The sequence below is a fragment of the Azospirillum sp. TSH64 genome, from assembly GCF_003116035.1.
Taxonomy (GTDB): Bacteria; Pseudomonadota; Alphaproteobacteria; order Azospirillales; family Azospirillaceae; genus Azospirillum.
The window spans coordinates 2064978-2082891 of the sequence record NZ_LGQW01000015.1; the positions used below are offsets into that span (position 1 = coordinate 2064978).

A 17914-nucleotide genomic window follows, 5' to 3' on the forward strand; every position below is an offset into this window, starting at 1 on the left:
TCATCCGATCGGGACATCCGTCGTCCCCCTCCCCCGTCACGGGGGAGGGAAGGGGCGGTCATGCCCGGACCGCAAAAATTCGCAGGTGACGTGATGCGTCCTCGTTCAGCAGTCTGGCTGGCGCTGGGGTGGGTGGGCTTCGCCCTGCTGCCCTGGTTCGCCGGCAGCGGCACCCAACCCGCACTTGCACCACCGTCTCCAGGCCCGGCCGGCTCCGCCCTGATCGACGGGCTGACCAACGGGCGCTGGTGGCTCCTGGCCGCCGCCCTGCCGCTGATCCTGGCGCTCGTCGCCACCGCCCTGCCCCGCCTTCACGCCCGGCAACCGGCGATCCTGCTGGCGAGCGGAGCCTTCGGGCTGGCCTGGGTCGCCGCACAGGGCTTCGCCATCGGGCTCAACGGCTGGGCTTGGGGTTGGCTCGGCGCCCTGTTCGGCCCGCTGCCGCTGGGTCAGGGCGGCTTCGGCGCTGGCGCGGCACTGACCGCGCTGTCCTTCCTGTTCCTGATGACCAACGGCTTCGCCGGTCTGGGCTTCATGAAGGGCGACCGCTTCACGGCGGGGGCCATCGGTCTGGTGCTGGCCGCCATCGCCGCCTTCGTTTTCCTGCCGGTCGGCTATGTCCTGAGCGGGGCTGGCGACACCGGCAGCGGCGCCTTCTCGGCCGCGGCGCTGTGGTCACGCCTCGCCGCTCCCGACATCTGGCGCCTGTCCTGCCTGACCGAAGCGAAAGCCTGCGGGGTGGTGTGGAACAGCGTCTTCCTGGCGGTGATGACCGGCATCGCGACGACCCTGCTCGGGCTGGCCTTCGCCCTGGTGGCGGTGCGCACCGGCTTCCGCGCCAAGAAGCTGCTGCGCGTTCTGACCGTGCTGCCGATCATCACGCCGCCCTTCGTCATAAGCCTTGCCGTGATCCTGCTGTTCGGGCGCAACGGCACCGTCACCCTGGCGCTGGCCGACTGGTTCGGCATCCCGGTCTCGCGCTGGATCTACGGGCTTCCCGGCGTGCTGCTGACCCAGACGCTGGCCTTCACGCCGATTTCCTTCCTGGTGATGATCGGCGTCGTGCAGGGCATCGGCCCCTCGCTGGAGGAGGCGGCGCAGACCCTGCGCGCCAGCCGCTGGGTCACCTTCCGCACCGTCACCTGGCCGCTGATGCGTCCGGGCGTCGCCAATGCCTTCCTGATCAGCTTCATCGAGAGCCTGGCCGACTTCGGCAACCCGCTGATCCTCGGCGGCAATTTCGAGGTGCTGTCGACCAAGATCTATTTCGCGGTCGTCGGCGCCCAGAACGATCCCGGCCGTGCCGCAGCACTCGGCATCATCCTGCTCTGCATGTGCCTCGGCGCCTTCTGGGTGCAGCGGCAATGGCTCGGCAAGAAGTCCTACGCGACGGTCGGCGGCAAGGGCGACAACGGCATCCCGTCGCAGCTTCCGCGCGGCATCAAGATCGCCGCCTATGCCACCGCCCTGCCCTGGGCCGCCTTCACCTTCGTGCTCTACGGCCTGATCCTGTTCGGCGGCTTCACCGAGAACTGGGGCCGCAACAACAGCCTGACCCTGCGCCATTACCTGGCCGCCTTCGATCTCAGCTGGGGTCCGGGCGGGTTGATCTGGTCCGGCCGGGCCTGGGGTTCGCTGTTTACGACCATCGAGGTCGCCGCCCTGTCGGCGCCGCTGACCGCCGCCGTCGGTCTGCTGACCGCCTATCTGCTGGTCCGCCAGCGCTTCAAAGGCCAGGGCGCCTTCGAGTTCCTGACGATGCTGAGCTTCGCCATCCCCGGCACGGTGATCGGCATCAGCTACATCCTCGCCTTCAACCAGCCGCCGATCGAGCTGACCGGCACCGTCACCATCCTGATCGTCTGCTTTGTCTTCCGGAACATGCCGGTCAGCATCCGGGCCGGCGTCGCCGCCATGTCGCAGATCGACCGCAGCCTCGACGAATGCTCGCTGACGCTGGGGGCCGGCAGCGTTCAAACGATCCGCCGGGTGATCCTGCCGCTGCTGCGCCCGGCCATCGTCGCCTCGCTGGTCTACAGCTTCGTCCGGGCCATCACCTCGATCAGCGCGGTGATCTTCCTGGTCAGCCCGAAATACGAGCTGGCCACCGCCTACATCGTCGGCCGCGTCGAGCAGGGCGATTTCGGCCTCGCCATCGCCTACAGCTCGGCACTGATCGTGCTGATGTCGGTGGTCATCGCCCTCATCCAGTTGCTTGTCGGCGAACGCCGCATCGGCCGCCGCACCGCCACCCCCGTCACGCTTCAGGAGAAGCCGGTATGAGCATCGCCAGCAAGCCCGCGGGCGTCGAATTCCGCAACGTCAGCCGCCGCTACGGCAACACGGCGGCCGTCGACAATGTCAGCTTCACCATCGATCAGGGCACCCTCGTCACCCTGCTGGGCCCGTCCGGCTGCGGCAAGACCACCACGCTCCGCATGATCGCCGGGCTGGAGATGGCGAGCAGCGGGACCATCCTGATCGGCGGCAAGGACGTCACCCGGCTGTCGGCGACCGACCGCAACGTCACCATGGTGTTCCAGTCCTACGCGCTGTTCCCGCACATGAGTGTGGCCGACAACGTCGCCTACGGGCTGGTGGTCAGCGGCGTGCGCAAACGCGACGCCGCCGCCAAGGCGGCGGAGGGGCTGGAACTGGTCGGGCTTGGCGGCTACGGCCAGCGCCTGCCGAGCGAGCTGTCCGGCGGGCAGCAGCAGCGCGTCGCCGTCGCCCGCGCCCTGGTGCTGGAGCCGGAGGTTCTGCTGTTCGACGAGCCGCTGTCCAATCTCGACGCCAAGCTGCGCCGCAAGATGCGCGACGACATCCGCGAGCTTCAGCAGAAGCTCGGCCTGACCTCCGTCTACGTCACCCACGACCAGGAGGAGGCGCTGGCCGTCTCCGACCGGATCATCGTGATGAACAAGTCGGTGATCGCCCAGACCGGCACGCCGGACGAGCTGTACCGCCGGCCGAAGAACCGCTTCGTCGCCGACTTCATCGGCGGCGCCAACCTGATCGACGGCGAACTGGTGGGCCGCAGCGGCGGCATGGCCACGGTGGCGCTCGGGGCGCTGACCCTGTCGGTCCCCGACCCGGGGCTGCCGGCCGGCGAGGTGCTGCTGGCTGTCCGGCCCAACGCGATCCGCCTGCGGACCGTATCGGCCGGCGGGAGCGGTGGAGAAAATGGCGACGGCATCCCGGTGACGGTCCGCAAGGCCACATATCTCGGCTCGCACATGGAGTATGGGCTGGTCAGCGAGTTCGGCGACCTGTTCGTGGTCGATCCGAACGTCGCCAGCCCAGTGCCGGCGGGAGCGAGCGCGCTCGCGACCTTCACCGGCGACGGCATCGCTGCCGTCGCGCGCTGACGCCTTCCACCCCGTCTCCTACCGCCCCGTCTTGCGCCGGCCGCCGCTTTTACCGCTGGCGTCGGTGGGGCGGCCGGCGCTAGCCTCCAACCCGATGGTCAGACGCATGCTGTCCCCCGTTAGTGTTCGCGGTCGGCTGCTCGCCGCCTTCGGAGCCATGGTGGTCCTGACGACAGCGGTCGGCGGGGTCGGCTGGTTCGGGCTGGGGGAGACGGAACGCGCCCTGCTCTCCCTCCAGCGCGAGGGGTTGGGCAACATCGCGCTGGCGATGCGGATGGCGGAGCTGAGCACCGGCCTCGCCGCCCGCGCGCCCTTCATCGCCGCCATCGAGGCGACGCCCAGCCTGGACGAAGAGCGCAGCCAGCTCGAACTCAAGCTCGCCGACCTGACCGGGCTGGTCAACCGCCTGCCGGGGCTGGAACGCGCCTCGCTGCATGTCCCGTCCGACGTGCCGTCGCTGGTCCGCCTCGCCGGCCGGCTCGACGGCACGCTGCGCAACCTGATGGACGTCACCGGCGAGTCCATCGCGGTGCGGGCGGAGGCGTCGGCGATCCGGCTCGGGCTGGAACGCCAGCGCATCCTCGGCGAGACGTTGGCCGGGGCTGCAGCCAGGACCTTCGAGCATCCCGGCTTTCCCGGCATCGAGGGAACCGGTACGCCGCCCCTGCCCTTCTCGGTCCTGCGGCTGGCCGACCGCACGCGCGACGCCGTCTCCGCCGCCCTGACGACCACCAGCCCGCCCGACCTCGTCCGCTGGTACGCCGGCTTCGACGCCGACCGGCAGAGCCTGCGGGCAATCGACACCACCGCCCCGGCGCTGGCGATCATGGCTCCTTCGCTCGACCAGCTTCTGACCGTGCTGGACAGCCAGGCGGCCGTCTTCGACATCCGCACGCGCCAGCTCGGCATCGAACAACGCAGCCGCTTCCTGGTCGCCGCCGCCAACACCCTGTCGGTCCAGTTGAACCGCGAGGTCGAGAGCGTCACCAGCACGATGCAGACGGCCGCGCGCAGCCGGGGCGACGCGACCTTCTCCGCCCTGTCCTCGGGCAAGGCCAGCATCCTCGCCCTGGGCGCCCTATGCGCGCTCGCCGCCATCGCCGCGGCGGTCTATGTCATGCGCGACGTTGCCGGCAACCTGCGCGCGGTGACGCGGGCGATGTCGGCGCTGGCCGGCGGCGACCGGCTGGTCAGCGTTCCCGCCACCGGCCGGCCGGACGAGATCGGCGACCTTGCACGCGCCTTCAGCGTCTTCAAGGAGAATGTCGCGGAGCGCGACGCGCTGGCCCGCAAGCTCGGCGAAAACTCGCGGATGCTGGAAGCCGTTTTCGTCAACATGAACGACGGGCTGTCGGTGTTCGACGAGAAGGGCCGGCTGGTCACCTGGAATCCGCGCTTCCTCGACCTCAACGGCTTCACCCCGGCCGAGGTCGCCGGCCGCGAGCTGGCGGAACTGCAACGCAGCCTGCTGCGGCGCGGGGTCGGTATCCGCATGCTCGACGGCAGCAGCGTCGATCTCGACGCGCTGACCCGGCTGCGCACGGAACAGGCGGTCCGCTGCGAGCATCACTTCCCCGACGGACGGGTGGTGGAGCTGCACAGCAGCCCGATGCCGTCCGGCGGCTTCATCACCACCTATTCCGACCTGACCGAACGCAAGGACATCGAGAAGCAGCTGCGCCATGCCCTGAAGATGGAGGCGGTCGGCCAGTTGACCGGCGGCATCGCCCACGACTTCAACAACCTGCTCGCCGCGATCATGGGCAATCTGCAGATGATCCACGACGAGTCGCCGGAGCAGGATCCGGTGCGCGGCAAGGCACTGCGGGCGCTCGACGCCGCAGAGCGCGGCGCCACGACGATCCAGCGGCTGCTGGCCTTCTCGCGGCAGCAGGCGTTGCAGCCGCAGGCCGTCGACCTGAACGAACTGGTGGAGGGCATGCTCGACCTCCTGGCTTATGGTCTGGGCGGCGGCATCGTCCTGAAGACGGCGCTGACGCCGGGGCTGCCGCCCGCCCTGGTCGATCCCGGCCAGTTGGAGAACGCGCTGCTCAATCTCGTCGTCAATGCCCGCGACGCCCTGCCCGACGGCGGCACCATCGTCATCGCCACGGAAGCCGCCACGCCGGATTCCGGGCAGGATGGAAGCGACGCCATCGTCCTGTCTGTCCGCGACGACGGCAGCGGCATGCCGCCCGCCGTGCTGTCGCGCGTCTTCGAGCCCTTCTTCACCACCAAGCGCTTCGGCCGCGGCAGCGGTCTCGGCCTGTCGATGGTCTACGGCTTCGTCCGCCAGTCGGGCGGCAAGGTCGACATCCAGAGCGAGGCCGGCGTCGGCACGCTGGTGGCGATGGCCTTCCCGCGCGCCCGAATGCTGCCGGAAACACTGGTCCTGCCGCGCGACCTCGGCCCGGTCGAAGGCGGCCCCGAGCGCATCCTGGTGGTGGAGGACGATCCCGCCGTCCGCACGACCACCGTCGACATGCTGACGGCGCTGGGCTACCGGGCGGTACCGGCGGCCTCGGCGGAAGAGGCGCTGGTCCTGTTGGAAGGGGCGGCGTTCGATCTCCTGTTCACCGACGTCATCCTGACGGGCGGCATGAACGGCCCCGCCCTGGTCGCCGTCGCCAAGGTCCGGCAACCGACGCTCCAGATCCTCTTCTGCTCCGGCTATGCGAGGGACTTCCTGGTGGAAAGTGCCAGCCTGCCGCTCGACATCCACTTCATCCAAAAGCCCTACCAGAAGCCCCTGCTCGCTGCCCAGATCCGGAACGTCCTGGCTGGCGCCCCGCCCGCGGCCCGCGGCCGGGTGGAAACCTCGGCCCTGCCGGGACAGGCCTGACGCCGAACGAAATCCCGATTACGGAAAAGCCCGCCTCCCCCGGCATGGGGGAAACGGGCTCATCGAAGCCGGGCCGCCTGCTCAGTTGGCGGCGGACTTGATCTCGGAATCCCAGCGGCCCAGCAGCCGCTTGCGCTCCTCGGCCATGCCGTATTTCTGGAAATTATAGTCGATCAGCCGGACATCCTCGAATTTCGGCGCGTCGGGCGGCAGCACAGACTGCTTGTTGGACGGCGTCATCTGGAAGTTGGTGGCACCGTAGTCCTGTGCTTCCGGCGTCAGGGCGAAGTCGTAAAACTTCTTGGCAGCCTCAAGATTCTTGGCGCCCTTCAGGATGCTCATCGAACCGATCTCATAGCCGGTCCCCTCGCAAGGAGTGGAAATTTCCACCGGGAATTTGTTCACCTTCTGGATCACGCTGTCATTGACCCAGGAGATGCCGACCAGCGTCTCGCCCCGCGCCACCGCCGCCGCGGGTGCGGCACCGGACTTGGTGTATTGGTTGATGCTCTCGTTCAGCTTCTTCAGATAGTCGAAGCCGGCATCCTCCCCGAAGATCTGCACCAGGGTCGCCACCGCGGTATAGGCTCCCCCTGACGAATTGGGGTTGGGCATCTGAATCTCGCCCTTGAATTCCGGACGCAGCAGGTCGGCCCAGCATTTCGGCGGCTGGATGCCCCGCTTGGCAAGCATCTCGGTGTTGTAGACGAAACCGAGCGCACCGGCATAGATGCCGACGCTGCGTCCCTGCGACTGCTTGTACTGGCTCTCCGCCCAGGATTGCAGGTCCTTCATCTGCCCGCTCTCGTAGGCGACGCTCAGGCCTTCCTCGGCCGCCTGGAGATGCGGGTCGCCCGAGCTGCCCCACCAGATGTCGATTTTCGGATTGGCCGCCTCGGCACGGATCTGGGCCAGAGCCTCGCCGGCGCTCTTGCGGGTCATGGCGACGCTGATGCCGGTCTTCTTCTCGAAGGCGACGACCATGGCCTTGCACCATTCCTCCTGCACACCGCACATGACGGTGACGCTTCCCTGCGCATAAGCCGGGATCGCGGCAAGCGCAACCAGTGCGCCGATGCCGACACCGACAGACTTCATCTTGGCAACCGCACCAACCATGAGAAGAATCCTCCGAGTGAACTTGTGTTCTTGTTTTCTCTGACGATACCGCGCCACCCAAAAGCTTTGGCACATCAGGGAAAGGCTGGTATCAATGGCGAGGAAAGGCAAAGGCAACTTCCCGTCTTCCTTCTGCCTCTCCATATTTGCGCATGCCGCATTGTTTGCCGGCACCATTGTTTCCAATTGTTCATACAAGGGCCGGATGAATGGCGGATGTCACCGTTATGGGAAATCGGCGAAACACTGTTAACCGAAGGCTCCCGGAGGCCGGCGACCTTGAGTGACCCCCTCGTCGCCGCCAACCGGGCGCGCGGATGCGCCGGCTTCCTGCCGGTCGAGGCGGTGGCAGCGCTCGCCGACGACGGCATTCTGGTGCTCGATCCGTTTTCGACCCTGGTCTCGCCGGGCGTCACCCTGGCGGCCGGCGTAACGCTCTGGCCCGGCACGATCATCCAGGCGACGGAGGGAGGCGAGGTGACGGTCGGCAGCGGCACCCGGCTCTTTCCCGGCACTCGCATCGTCGCTGTCGGCGCGCGTGTGACAATCGGTGCCGACACCGAAATCGGCGAAGAGGGTGGCTTCACCATCAAGGCCGATCACACCGACGGCCTGATCGAGATCGGCAGCCGCGTCCGACTGCTCGGCGCCGGTTCGCTCGCACTCGAAAACCACATCGGCGACGGAGCCCAGGTCCTCGGCGCGATCCGGATGCAGAATTGCAGGCTCCAGGCCGGCGGCAGTCACCGCGACCCGGACCCGGACCGGCGGGGTGGCGTCCTCAAGGGGAGCGGCGTCGCCCGCGGCCTCACCGTACCGACCGGAATGGTCATCCAGGCTTTCGGCCTGTTCAACGAAGCCCCTCTGCGCCCTCAGTCCTTCTTCCATCCGAAACATCGGACATGACGCCACATGAATCGACCCCGGTTTTCCTGACGGCGAGTTGCCGGTTTCAGGGGCGGTCCGGCGAAACCGGACCGCTCAATGCGGCACGCATGATTTCGATATATCGCTGTGGATGAAGATGACGCCACACCCACTCCCCGGCCGTTGCGTCGCCGAATTGGTCGAGCCATCGCTCCAGATTTCCCTGCTCGCGCACCTCGTCCCAGCGGTCCACGACGACCACCGGCAATGAGTCGAACAGAGGATTTATCGAGGACGACAGCGTGATGACGATTGCCCCCAGGTAAAGGGCCTCCCAGGTTCTGTGGCAATCGATCCCGTTTCCTTTCGCGCTCAGCACGAACGGAAATCTCGTGTAATGCCTCCACAGGTCGATTTGGGGCACCCGCGTCTTCAGGCCAAGAACATTCGGGCAGTGCGACAGGCTGCGGTACGCATCCAGCCGCTCCGGCGTGTTCGGGTTGAAATCGCACAACACCTTGGGAGGTTGCGTCCTAGCCGGTGCGCGGGCGGCTCGCAGCGCGACGATGTCACGGACAAGACCAGCCGCGGATGCCGAGGGGCCGGGGGTATGGAGATCGAGCCCGATTGGAACCGGTCGTATCCGGGGGGACTGCGTTCCGTCGTGGTTCTGGGTATACCAGGCCTTCAACCAGGGACAGGACAGGAGGCTTTTGACCGTTTCCGGCTTGAGATCGAAAGGAACCGTCGCGTCGCCATCCGTCGTCACAAGGACGAATGGCGAGTCGATCGTGGAAAGGACCGAATTTGCGAAGTGATCCAGATCGCAAGGCAGACCGTCGCGTGCCTTTGTGCCCAGCCGGATCCAGACGATCCCTTGTGCATTCCCGTAATGACGGCTGAAGAAATCCTCATTCTGGACGGATTCCGTATCTGCCCTCCAATACCAGTCAGGGCCGCTGACGTCGCAGAACCGGCTGATCCCCTTCGACCAGAACACGGGCAGCTTCTCGGGCTCTCCGGCGCCCGGAGACACGTCTCCAAGGATCGATTGCAGGTCCGGGGACAACATCAATGATGACCTCTGCAAAGCGGAAGAGCGGAACGGACTGCCATCATGCGGGCCCATCCCGTCGGATGCGCTGTGCGACCAATTGTCCCAATCGGCAGAACGCTTCCGTTTCACCGTCCTCAAGCAACCTCAGGAAGGAAGGCCGCAACGGCTTTCTCCTCCATTCGAAATAGCGGGAATATTCGGCCTCGTCTCTCGCCAGATCGGTGAGATAAGCCGCGAGCGCCTTCGGGCCTGAGAATTTCCTTACATCGATATAGCAATGATCTCCTGGAGAGAATTCATCGATGTTGGGAGCTCCCATATAAATCGGAACAGACCCACAGAGGAGAGGCTGAAAAAACTTCTCGGTCACATAATCATTTTCTATAGTATTTTCAAAAGATATGCTGAATTTGTATTTGGATACCACATCCATTTTTGTAGAAAATCCTCTGTCTTCGACAGATAGATGTTTGTTTCTGAGGAAATTACCAAATGAATTCACAGACATATACTTCATAAACTCCGCAGCATAGGCATTGCGGCCACTCAGGTCACTCGGCGCGGACTGGAACATCACAGCCTCGGCGGTTCCGGTCTTGAGGGGGATCGGCTTCGACACTGCCGCCTCCCACTCTTCCCGCTTGGGCAGGTAGGAGCACCAGACATCGGCCGAGCGCTCGAAGGTCATCTGGACATCGAAAAAGCGCATGATCGCAGGATCGTTCCGAACAGGCGTGTGCCCACGGCTTTCCATCGACCATGCCACCCAGATCTGACCGCGGCGCTTGGGGACCGTCCCAATCTCGTTCCATTGCGGCAGATGGAAGACGACAGCATCCGCGTTGCCCAGGAGCTCCCGGTTGTTGGTGAAACGATACTCCGAAGAGCAGGGGAAGCTGGCCCAGTCCGGATAGGAACCGAAAAAGCTATTGTAGAACAATATTATAGCTTTTCGCCCCGCTGCTGCGCCATCCAGCGACATGTCATTCCGCTCCGTTCAAGCCGAGGGAGAGCCATCACAAAACGCTTTCCCTACAGACTCAATATAATATATGGCTATGACATCCTAGAAATACCTATAAGGCACCGCCATAAACCGCAAAAAGCGGAATTGAATTTTGAGAAAGAACATCCAGAGTGGAGTTGCTGGAAACCTTTGACTTCTGGATTATTAGGATTGAAATACAAATTGTCACTTAAAATATCTGCGCAATCCTTGACGCCCGTTAGGCAAGTTTAATATTTTTGGAATCCGTCTTGAGCCCTTTCATCAGACTCCATCGATGTGATTTTTCCTTCTGCTCCGCCTTGACGATATCTGGAAGGACATGAGCGACTTGGACCTCGTCATCCCGTCTGTGATCCACCAGACATGGAAGAGCCAGGAGATTCCGAGCGAGTTCCTGGCCCTTCAACGAAGCTGGATCGACCACAATCCAGGCTTCGCCTATCGGTTCTGGACCGACGATGACATCGAGCGTTTCGTTGAGGCCGAGCATCCGGCGCTGCTCCCGGTCTTCCGCGGCTATGCCGATCCGATCGCGCGGGTCGATCTGGCACGCTATCTGATTCTGCGCCGGTTCGGCGGGGTGTATGCCGATCTCGATTTTGAATGCCTTCGCCCGATCGGCGGGCTGCTGGACGGTCGGAGCTTCGTCGTCGGGCTGGAGCCGGAGGAACATGACGGCTTGACGAAGGCAGTCGAACGCGGGCTCTCCCGCATCCTCTGTCCGTCCTTTCTCGCATCCGTTCCCGGTCACCCGTTCTGGGATCATCTGATTGACCGGCTGGTCGAAGCGCGCCACTGCGCGGATGTGCTCGACGCGACCGGCCCGTTCCTGCTGACACGCGCCCATGCGTCCTACGAAGCCGCCCATCCGGGCGGGACGGAGGCTGCGGCCGCTGTGACGGTGCTGCCGCCGAGCCAGCTCTATCCGGTCACCAAGGACGATTGCTGGAGCGGCAGGCTGTTCGATCTCGTCTTCTGGGAGCAGGCGACGCGAAACGCCTACGCCATCCACTATTGGGAAGGCACCTGGTTCCGCGGCGATGCCGAACGCAAGCCGAAATTGCCGGATCGGGTCACGGCGGTGGTGTCGAACGGTTCTGCCGCCCCGCCGGCCGGCTCCGCGGCGACCGCGGAAGATGCGGGCGGTCCGCCGCTCATCTCATGCCTCATGGTCACCAAGGGCGGGGATGGCGGACGGACGGGCATGCTGGCCCTGGCGATCGACAGCTTCGCGCGGCAGAGCTGGCAGAACAAGGAACTCGTCATCGTCTGCGACGCAGCCACCTGCGATGGAGATGGGCCGGACGCTCCGCTGGACGCGCTGGACGCCATGATCCGGGCCGCCGGCAGGACGGATATCCGCCTTGTCCGGGTCGACGGGCCGGGCCGGGCGCTCGGGGAGCTGCGCAACATCGCGGTCGACAGCGCAAAGGGCCGCTACGTCTGTCAATGGGACGACGACGATCTCTACGACCCGATGCGGCTTGAGGTCCAGCACATGGCCCTCGCCCGGACTGGTGCCCATGCCTGCCTGCTCGGGCGGTGGATGATCTGGTGGCCGGGCCGGCAGAAGCTCGCGGTTTCCTGCGAAAGATACTGGGAAGGATCGCTGCTGTGCGAGAAGGCGGTAATGCCCCGCTATCCGCATCTGCGGCGCGGCGAGGACACCCCGCTCGTCGACCAGCTCCGGCAGACCGTGCGCGTCGTCCGCCTGGACATGCCCCGGCTCTACACCTACGTCGTGCATGGCGCCAACACCTTCGCCACCGACCATTTCGACGAGCATTGGCAAGTCGCCACCAGCCGTTTCACCGGCGACCGCTACGAGTCGGTGCTGCGGGAGATGGCCAAGCGGCTGCCGATCGACGCAGTCCGGCGACAAGCCGCGGAGATATCCGGGCCGGGCCCTGCCTCCCAGCCCCCTCCCCCATCGGATCGGACGGGCCACGCCCCCGCGGCCCCCATAGGGTCCACAGGGGCGTTCCGAACCGCCAAGGTCCTGGTGTTGACACCGGTCAAGGATGCGCGCAGCCATCTGCCGCGCTATATGCAGCTGCTCGACCAGCTCGACCATGACCCCGGCTGCCTGTCTCTCGGTTTCCTGGAAAGCGACAGCGTGGATGGGACCCATGCGTGGCTGGCCGAACGTTTGCCGGCCCTGCGCGACCGCTACCGCCGCGTGACACTGCTGCGCCAGGATTACGGGTTCCATCCGGAGGGACCGCGCTGGCTGCCGGCGGTGCAGCGTACCCGCCGCGAGATCCTCGCGCGTTCGCGAAACCGCCTCCTCCAGGCCGCCCTTGCCGACGAGGACTGGGTGTTGTGGCTGGATGCGGACCTGATTCACTATCCGCCCGATTTCCTGGGGCGTCTGCTGGCGGCGGGGCGGGACATCGCGACGCCGCATTGCGTCCTGCCGAACGGCACCACCTTCGACCTCAACAGCTTTGCCCTGGAACCGGATGGCGAACGGCCAGAGCATCTGATCGACGGCCTGTTCCAGCCGCCGAGAGGCATCGGGCGCCGCTACCTCGACTCCTTCCCGGACAAGGACGCCGTGGCGCTGGACGGTGTCGGCGGCACGGCGCTGCTGGTGCGGGCCGACCTTCATCGGGAGGGGCTTTGCTTCCCGCCCTACAGCCATCGGGGCTACATCGAGACGGAAGGGCTGGCAGCGATGGCGAAAGACATGGGGATCACCTGCTGGGGGCTCCCGGCGGTGAAGATCGTCCATGCCGACCATTGACGCGGCGGTTATCCAGTTCCGCTCGTCGGGCCACGGCAGTGGCGGCAGCCGGCGCTTCGGCCCCGACAACTGCTCATTCAAGGGATGACTCCAGTGTTAGAACCCGAACCGGCCCAATCGGGCCCTTCGCCGGCCGCGGGCGGCCCGGCACTGCCCGCCTTCGCGGCGAGCATCGTCATCTGCACCTATCGGCGTCCCGAGCTGCTGGATGCCTGTCTGGCCAGCCTGCTGGATCAGCAGCTCCCGGACGGTTTCCACGAAATTCTGGTGGTCGACAATTCAACCGGCTGCGAAGCCCGCCCGGTCGTGGAACGCTGGCAACCCTTCTTCACCTTGCGGCGCACCCCGCTGCGCTATTTGCTGGAAGAGCGCAGCGGGGTCGCCTTTGCCCGCAACCGGGGGGTGGCGGAGGCGGTGTCGCCGCTGATCGTCTTCATCGACGATGACGAAACGGCCTGCGACGGCTGGCTTGGGCAGATGGTCGAACCCTTTATCCGCTTCGGCGACGCGGTGGATATCGTCGCTGGAGAGGTCGAGCCGGATTTCGGCGACCAGCCTCGGCCCGACTGGCTGAGCGACGACCTGCTGCAATTCTTTTCATGCCGTTGGGGTTGGGACACCCAGCCACGCTTTCTCCAGCTGCCGGAATGGTTCGGTGAAGGGAACTGCGCCTTCCGCAAGGCTCTGATGGCCGGCCGGCAATTCCCGACCGACATGGGGCGCAAGGGCGGCGGACTGATGTCCAACGAAGGCATCATCTTCCAGGACATGCGGCGGGAGGGAGCCAGCGCCTATTACGTGCCAAGCGCCTTCGTGCTGCACCATATCCATCCCGACCGGCTGAACCGCAGCTGGCTCATGCGGCGCATGTTCTTCCAGGGCGTGTCCAACCGCAAGACGGTGGACCGCATGGGCGTGGACGTTCCGCAGGCCGACTTCATGCTAAATCTGGCCAAGCTGGCCACGCTGGATGTCGAGGCGCTGGAAGGCGAGAGCATCCGCGCCGTCGCAGGGCTGTATCACCAGATCGGCTACGCGATGGGAAGCGTGCTGCATGGAGACGGCTGAGGACGGATTGCTCCGCCGACACCGTCCCAATTCCCCGGCCTGCCCGATCCCCGCCCCGAAGCCGCGAAAGAAATGGCAACGGGCCAAGACCTAAAACATCTCAAGCCGGCCGCTTATTCATACGTTGTCACAGCATTGCACGAATTTCAGTCTCGTGAAATATCGTTGTTTAAACCTGATACAATTGGTTCGTTGATAACGACACTGATCTTTTGATATGGCGGAGCGGGAAGGTTCGGCGTGCCTAAAAGGCAGGTCCTTTTCGTGAATTGAATGTTACCAGAAAGTTAACTGGTTTTCGCTTCGCGCGAATTGCAAGGAGATCGACGTGGCCGGCACACTTGACCTGAATAATCCAAATGATATGTATGGATCGACGCAGACCGTTGGTCAGTATTCTACGATCATTGGTAGTGGTAGCGTCGACGTAATTACTTTCGGCTCCAACGGGAATACTGTATCGATCTCCTTGCTGGAAACTCTGATCGGTAGCGCCGGGACCGATTTCGCTACGGTGAATTCCCAGGGCATCACCCTGATGATCGGCGCGCTCGAGACGCTGACAGGCGGTGCCGGCCAAGACGTCATCAGCGTGATGCCGACCGGCATCACCACGCAGGTCGGCGCGATCGAAACGCTGACCGGCAGCAACAGCAGCGATGTGATCAGCCTGGGCTCGGCCGGCAACACGATGCTGGTGATCGATCTCGAGACGCTGACCGGCGGCGCCGGCACCGACGTCATCACGGTGGACTTCAACGGCACCACGATGGCGGTCTCGGGGCTCGAGACCCTCGTTGGCAGCGGCAACAACCAGGATCTGATCACGCTGGCGGGCACGCTCGGCAGCACCCTGCAGATTTCGCTGCTCGACACGCTGCTCGGCAGCATCGGTACCGATGTCGTCAAACTGGGCGCGGGCGGCAACACCCTGCGGGTGATGGACGTCGAGACGCTGACGGGCGGAACCGGCCGCGACGTCGCCACCTTGATCGGCACGCTCGGCAGCACGCTGCAGGTCTCGCTTCTGGAGACCCTGGTCGGCGGCGTGGGCAATGACCTGGTCAGCCTGGGCACCGCCGGCAACACCATGCTGGTCAGCAACGTCGAGACGCTGACTGGTGGCGCCGGCACAGACGTGATCACGCTGACCGATGTCGACAACACGACGACGGTCAGCGGGATCGAAACGCTGTTCGGCGGCACCGATAGCGATGTCATCATCCTGGCCGGGACGAGCGGCAACACGCTGGCGGTCGCGAGAATCGAGACGCTGACCGGTAGCGCTGCCAACGACGTGATCACGCTGTCCGCTACCGGCAACACGACGACGGTCAGCGGGATCGAAACGATATTCGGCGGTACCGGCAGCGATGTCATCATCCTGGCCGGGGCGGGCGGCAACACGCTGGCGGTCACGGGGCTCGAAACGCTGACTGGCAACAGCGGCACCGATGCGGTCACCCTGGGCAACGTCGGCAACACCATGCTGGTGAGCAGCATCGAGACGCTGACCGGCGGCACCGGTCGCGACGTGGTCACGCTGGGGGGCACGCTCGGCGCGACGCTGCAGGTTTCGCTGCTGGAGACCCTGGTCGGCGGCGCCGGCAACGACGTGGTCAACCTGGGCGCGGCCGGTTCGACAATGCTGGTCAACGGCATCGAGACGCTGACCGGCGGCGGCGGCAGCGACGTGGTCACGCTGGGGGGCACGCTCGGCGCGACACTGCAGGTTTCGCTGCTGGAGACTCTGGTCGGCGGCGACGGCAACGACGTGGTCAACCTGGGCGCGGCCGGTTCGACCATGCTGGTCAGCGGCATCGAGACGCTGACCGGCGGCGCCGGCAGCGATGCCATCACCATCGGCACGGCCGGTGCAACCCTTCTGGTGAGCGGCATCGAGACGCTGATCGGCGGCGTCGGCACCGAAATCGTCACCTTGGACGCAGGCGGCAACACGCTGCTGGTTTCCGCCATCGATACGCTGATCGGCGGCGCGGGCAACGACGTCGTGACGTTGGCCAACACGGCCGGCAACACGGTTTCGCTTGCCGGCATCGAGACGCTGACCGGCAGCATCGGCACCGACGTGCTGACGCTGGGAACCGGCGGCGGCACGGTGACGGTCTCGCTGTTTGAAACGGTGAGCGGCGGCATCGGCATCGACGTGGTCGGCCTTGGCGATCTGGGCAACACCGTGTTCGTGTGCGCCGTGGAGACGCTGACCGGCGGTGCCGGCAACGACGTCGTCACCCTCTGCTCGAACGGCACGACCCTGCTGGTGAACGGCATCGAGACGCTGACCGGCGGCGCGGGCATCGACATCGTCACGCTGGGCGGGACGCTCGGCGCGACGCTGCAGGTCTCGCTGCTGGAAACGCTGGTCGGCGGCGCCGGCAATGATGTCGTCACGCTGGACGGGACCGGTTCGTCCATCCAGGTCTCGCTGCTGGAGACGGTGATCGGCAGCGTCGGGACCGACATCATCACGCTGGGCGGAACTCTCGGCACGACGCTGCAGGTTTCGCTGTTGGAAACCCTGGTCGGCAGCGCGGGCAACGACGCGATCAACTTCGGCAGCGCCGGCAACACCTTGGTGGTTGCGGGTCTGGAAACGTTGACCGGCGGGGCCGGCACCGATGTCGTCACCATCGGCTCGGCCGGTTCGACCCTGGTTGTCGGCGGCATCGAGACGCTGATCGGCGGCTCCGGCATCGAAGTCGTCACACTGGCCGCTACCGGCAACACGCTGGTGGCTTCGGCGATCGACAGCCTGATCGGCGGGGCCGGCATCGACGTGGTGACGCTGGCCAATACGGGCGGCAATACGGTGACGCTGGCCGGCATCGAGACGCTGATCGGCGACGTCGGCAACGACGTGCTGGCGGTCGGCACCGGTGGCGCCACCGTGACGGTTTCGCTGTTCGAGACGCTGACAGGCGGCGTGGGCATCGATGCGATCAGCCTGGGCAGCACCGGCAACACCTTGGTGGTCGCGGGTCTGGAAACGCTGACCGGCGGGGTCGGCACCGATGTCGTCACCATCGGCTCTACCGGTTCGACCTTCCAGGTCAGTGGAATCGAGACGCTGATCGGTGGCATCGGCACCGACATCGTCTCCATCGGCACGGCCGGTTCGACCATGCTGGTCAGCGGCATCGAGACGCTGGTCGGCGGTATCGGCACCGATGTCGTCACCATCGGCTCCGCCGGCAGCACGCTGGCGATGACCGGCATCGAGACGCTGATCGGCGGTGTCGGCACCGACATGGTCTATCTGGCGACCACCGGCAGCACCGTCACGCTGACGAGCATCGATATTGTGATCGGCAGCACCGCCAACGACGTGGTGACGCTGGCCAATACGGGCGGCAACACCGTTCAGATGCTCGGGATCGAGACTCTGACCGGCAGCATCGGCGTCGATGTTCTGACGCTGGGCAGCGGCGGTGGGACGGTCACGGTCTCGCTGTTCGAAACGGTGAGCGGCGGCGCCGGCCTTGACATCGTCAACATCGGCACGGCCGGCAGCACGCTGGCGGTGTGCGCCGTGGAGTCGCTGACCGGCGGCCTTGGCACCGATGTCATCACCCTCTGCCCGAACGGCAACACCATTCTGATCGCGGCTGTCGAAACGCTGATCGGCAGCACGGCCACCGACGCCGTCACTCTGGGCACCGCCGGCAACACCATCCTGGTGTCGGCGCTGGAGACGCTGACCGGCAGTGTCGGCACCGATGTCGTCACCCTCGGTTCGGCTGGCAGCACGATGCTGGCGACCGGGCTTGAGACCCTGACCGGCGGCGCCGGCACCGATCTGGTGTTCATCGGCCTGACC

The 17914-nt window shown here is 65.4% G+C and carries 10 protein-coding genes; 7 read left to right on the top strand and 3 right to left on the bottom strand.

The window, feature by feature from the left end:
* Positions 1 to 93: 93 nt before the first annotated feature.
* From TSH64_RS10985 to TSH64_RS10995, 3 genes are all read left to right on the top strand, one after another.
* The gene (locus TSH64_RS10985) at positions 94 to 2283 is read left to right on the top strand and encodes an iron ABC transporter permease (RefSeq protein WP_109452515.1); all 2190 of its coding nucleotides are present in this window, start codon (positions 94 to 96) and stop codon (positions 2281 to 2283) included.
* Positions 2280 to 3368, top strand: a complete 1089-nt coding sequence (locus TSH64_RS10990) for an ABC transporter ATP-binding protein (RefSeq protein WP_109096772.1) — start codon at positions 2280 to 2282, stop codon at positions 3366 to 3368. The genes TSH64_RS10985 and TSH64_RS10990 overlap by 4 nt, the downstream gene beginning before the upstream one ends.
* A 106-nt stretch (positions 3369 to 3474) precedes the next feature.
* Complete coding sequence (locus TSH64_RS10995; RefSeq protein ID WP_158285366.1) at positions 3475 to 6210, top strand: PAS-domain containing protein; 2736 nt, start codon at positions 3475 to 3477, stop codon at positions 6208 to 6210.
* 81 nt (positions 6211 to 6291) lie between these two features.
* Here TSH64_RS10995 and TSH64_RS11000 read toward each other — a convergent pair whose 3' ends face one another.
* Positions 6292 to 7329, bottom strand: coding sequence for an ABC transporter substrate-binding protein (locus TSH64_RS11000; RefSeq protein WP_247872871.1), 1038 nt, complete (start codon positions 7327 to 7329; stop codon positions 6292 to 6294).
* A 216-nt stretch (positions 7330 to 7545) separates the two neighbouring features.
* On the opposite strand from TSH64_RS11000, the gene TSH64_RS11005 reads away from it, so the two are divergent.
* Complete coding sequence (locus TSH64_RS11005) at positions 7546 to 8235, top strand: hypothetical protein (protein ID WP_199237535.1); 690 nt, start codon at positions 7546 to 7548, stop codon at positions 8233 to 8235.
* A 46-nt stretch (positions 8236 to 8281) separates the two neighbouring features.
* Here TSH64_RS11005 and TSH64_RS11010 read toward each other — a convergent pair whose 3' ends face one another.
* Both TSH64_RS11010 and TSH64_RS11015 read right to left on the bottom strand, forming a co-directional pair.
* A complete protein-coding gene (locus TSH64_RS11010) occupies positions 8282 to 9268 on the bottom strand; it encodes a hypothetical protein (protein ID WP_109096775.1) in 987 nt (328 codons plus the stop codon).
* 43 nt (positions 9269 to 9311) lie between these two features.
* Positions 9312 to 10235, bottom strand: a complete 924-nt coding sequence (locus TSH64_RS11015) for a glycosyltransferase family 10 fucosyltransferase (protein WP_109096776.1) — start codon at positions 10233 to 10235, stop codon at positions 9312 to 9314.
* Positions 10236 to 10581: 346 nt separating this feature from the next.
* On the opposite strand from TSH64_RS11015, the gene TSH64_RS11020 reads away from it, so the two are divergent.
* From TSH64_RS11020 to TSH64_RS11030, 3 genes are all read left to right on the top strand, one after another.
* Positions 10582 to 13008: a glycosyltransferase gene (locus TSH64_RS11020; RefSeq protein WP_109096777.1), complete on the top strand. Its 2427-nt coding sequence runs from the start codon at positions 10582 to 10584 to the stop codon at positions 13006 to 13008.
* A 93-nt stretch (positions 13009 to 13101) separates the two neighbouring features.
* Positions 13102 to 14076, top strand: a complete 975-nt coding sequence (locus TSH64_RS11025) for a glycosyltransferase family A protein (protein WP_247872872.1) — start codon at positions 13102 to 13104, stop codon at positions 14074 to 14076.
* A gap of 469 nt (positions 14077 to 14545) precedes the next feature.
* The coding region (locus TSH64_RS11030; RefSeq protein WP_199237537.1) for a calcium-binding protein at positions 14546 to 17914 on the top strand (3369 nt) is incomplete at its 3' end.

What these genes read in the sequence shown, in the direction of transcription:
- TSH64_RS10995 (WP_158285366.1), top strand. Translation starts at nt 3,475, where the DNA reads ATGCTGTCCCCCGTTAGTGTTCGCGGTCGGCTGCTCGCCGCCTTCGGA.
- TSH64_RS11005 (WP_199237535.1), top strand. Translation starts at nt 7,546, where the DNA reads ATGTCACCGTTATGGGAAATCGGCGAAACACTGTTAACCGAAGGCTCC.
- TSH64_RS11010 (WP_109096775.1), bottom strand. Translation starts at nt 9,268, where the DNA reads ATGTTGTCCCCGGACCTGCAATCGATCCTTGGAGACGTGTCTCCGGGC.
- TSH64_RS11000 (WP_247872871.1), bottom strand. Translation starts at nt 7,329, where the DNA reads ATGGTTGGTGCGGTTGCCAAGATGAAGTCTGTCGGTGTCGGCATCGGC.
- TSH64_RS10985 (WP_109452515.1), top strand. Translation starts at nt 94, where the DNA reads ATGCGTCCTCGTTCAGCAGTCTGGCTGGCGCTGGGGTGGGTGGGCTTC.
- TSH64_RS11015 (WP_109096776.1), bottom strand. Translation starts at nt 10,235, where the DNA reads ATGTCGCTGGATGGCGCAGCAGCGGGGCGAAAAGCTATAATATTGTTC.
- TSH64_RS11020 (WP_109096777.1), top strand. Translation starts at nt 10,582, where the DNA reads ATGAGCGACTTGGACCTCGTCATCCCGTCTGTGATCCACCAGACATGG.
- TSH64_RS10990 (WP_109096772.1), top strand. Translation starts at nt 2,280, where the DNA reads ATGAGCATCGCCAGCAAGCCCGCGGGCGTCGAATTCCGCAACGTCAGC.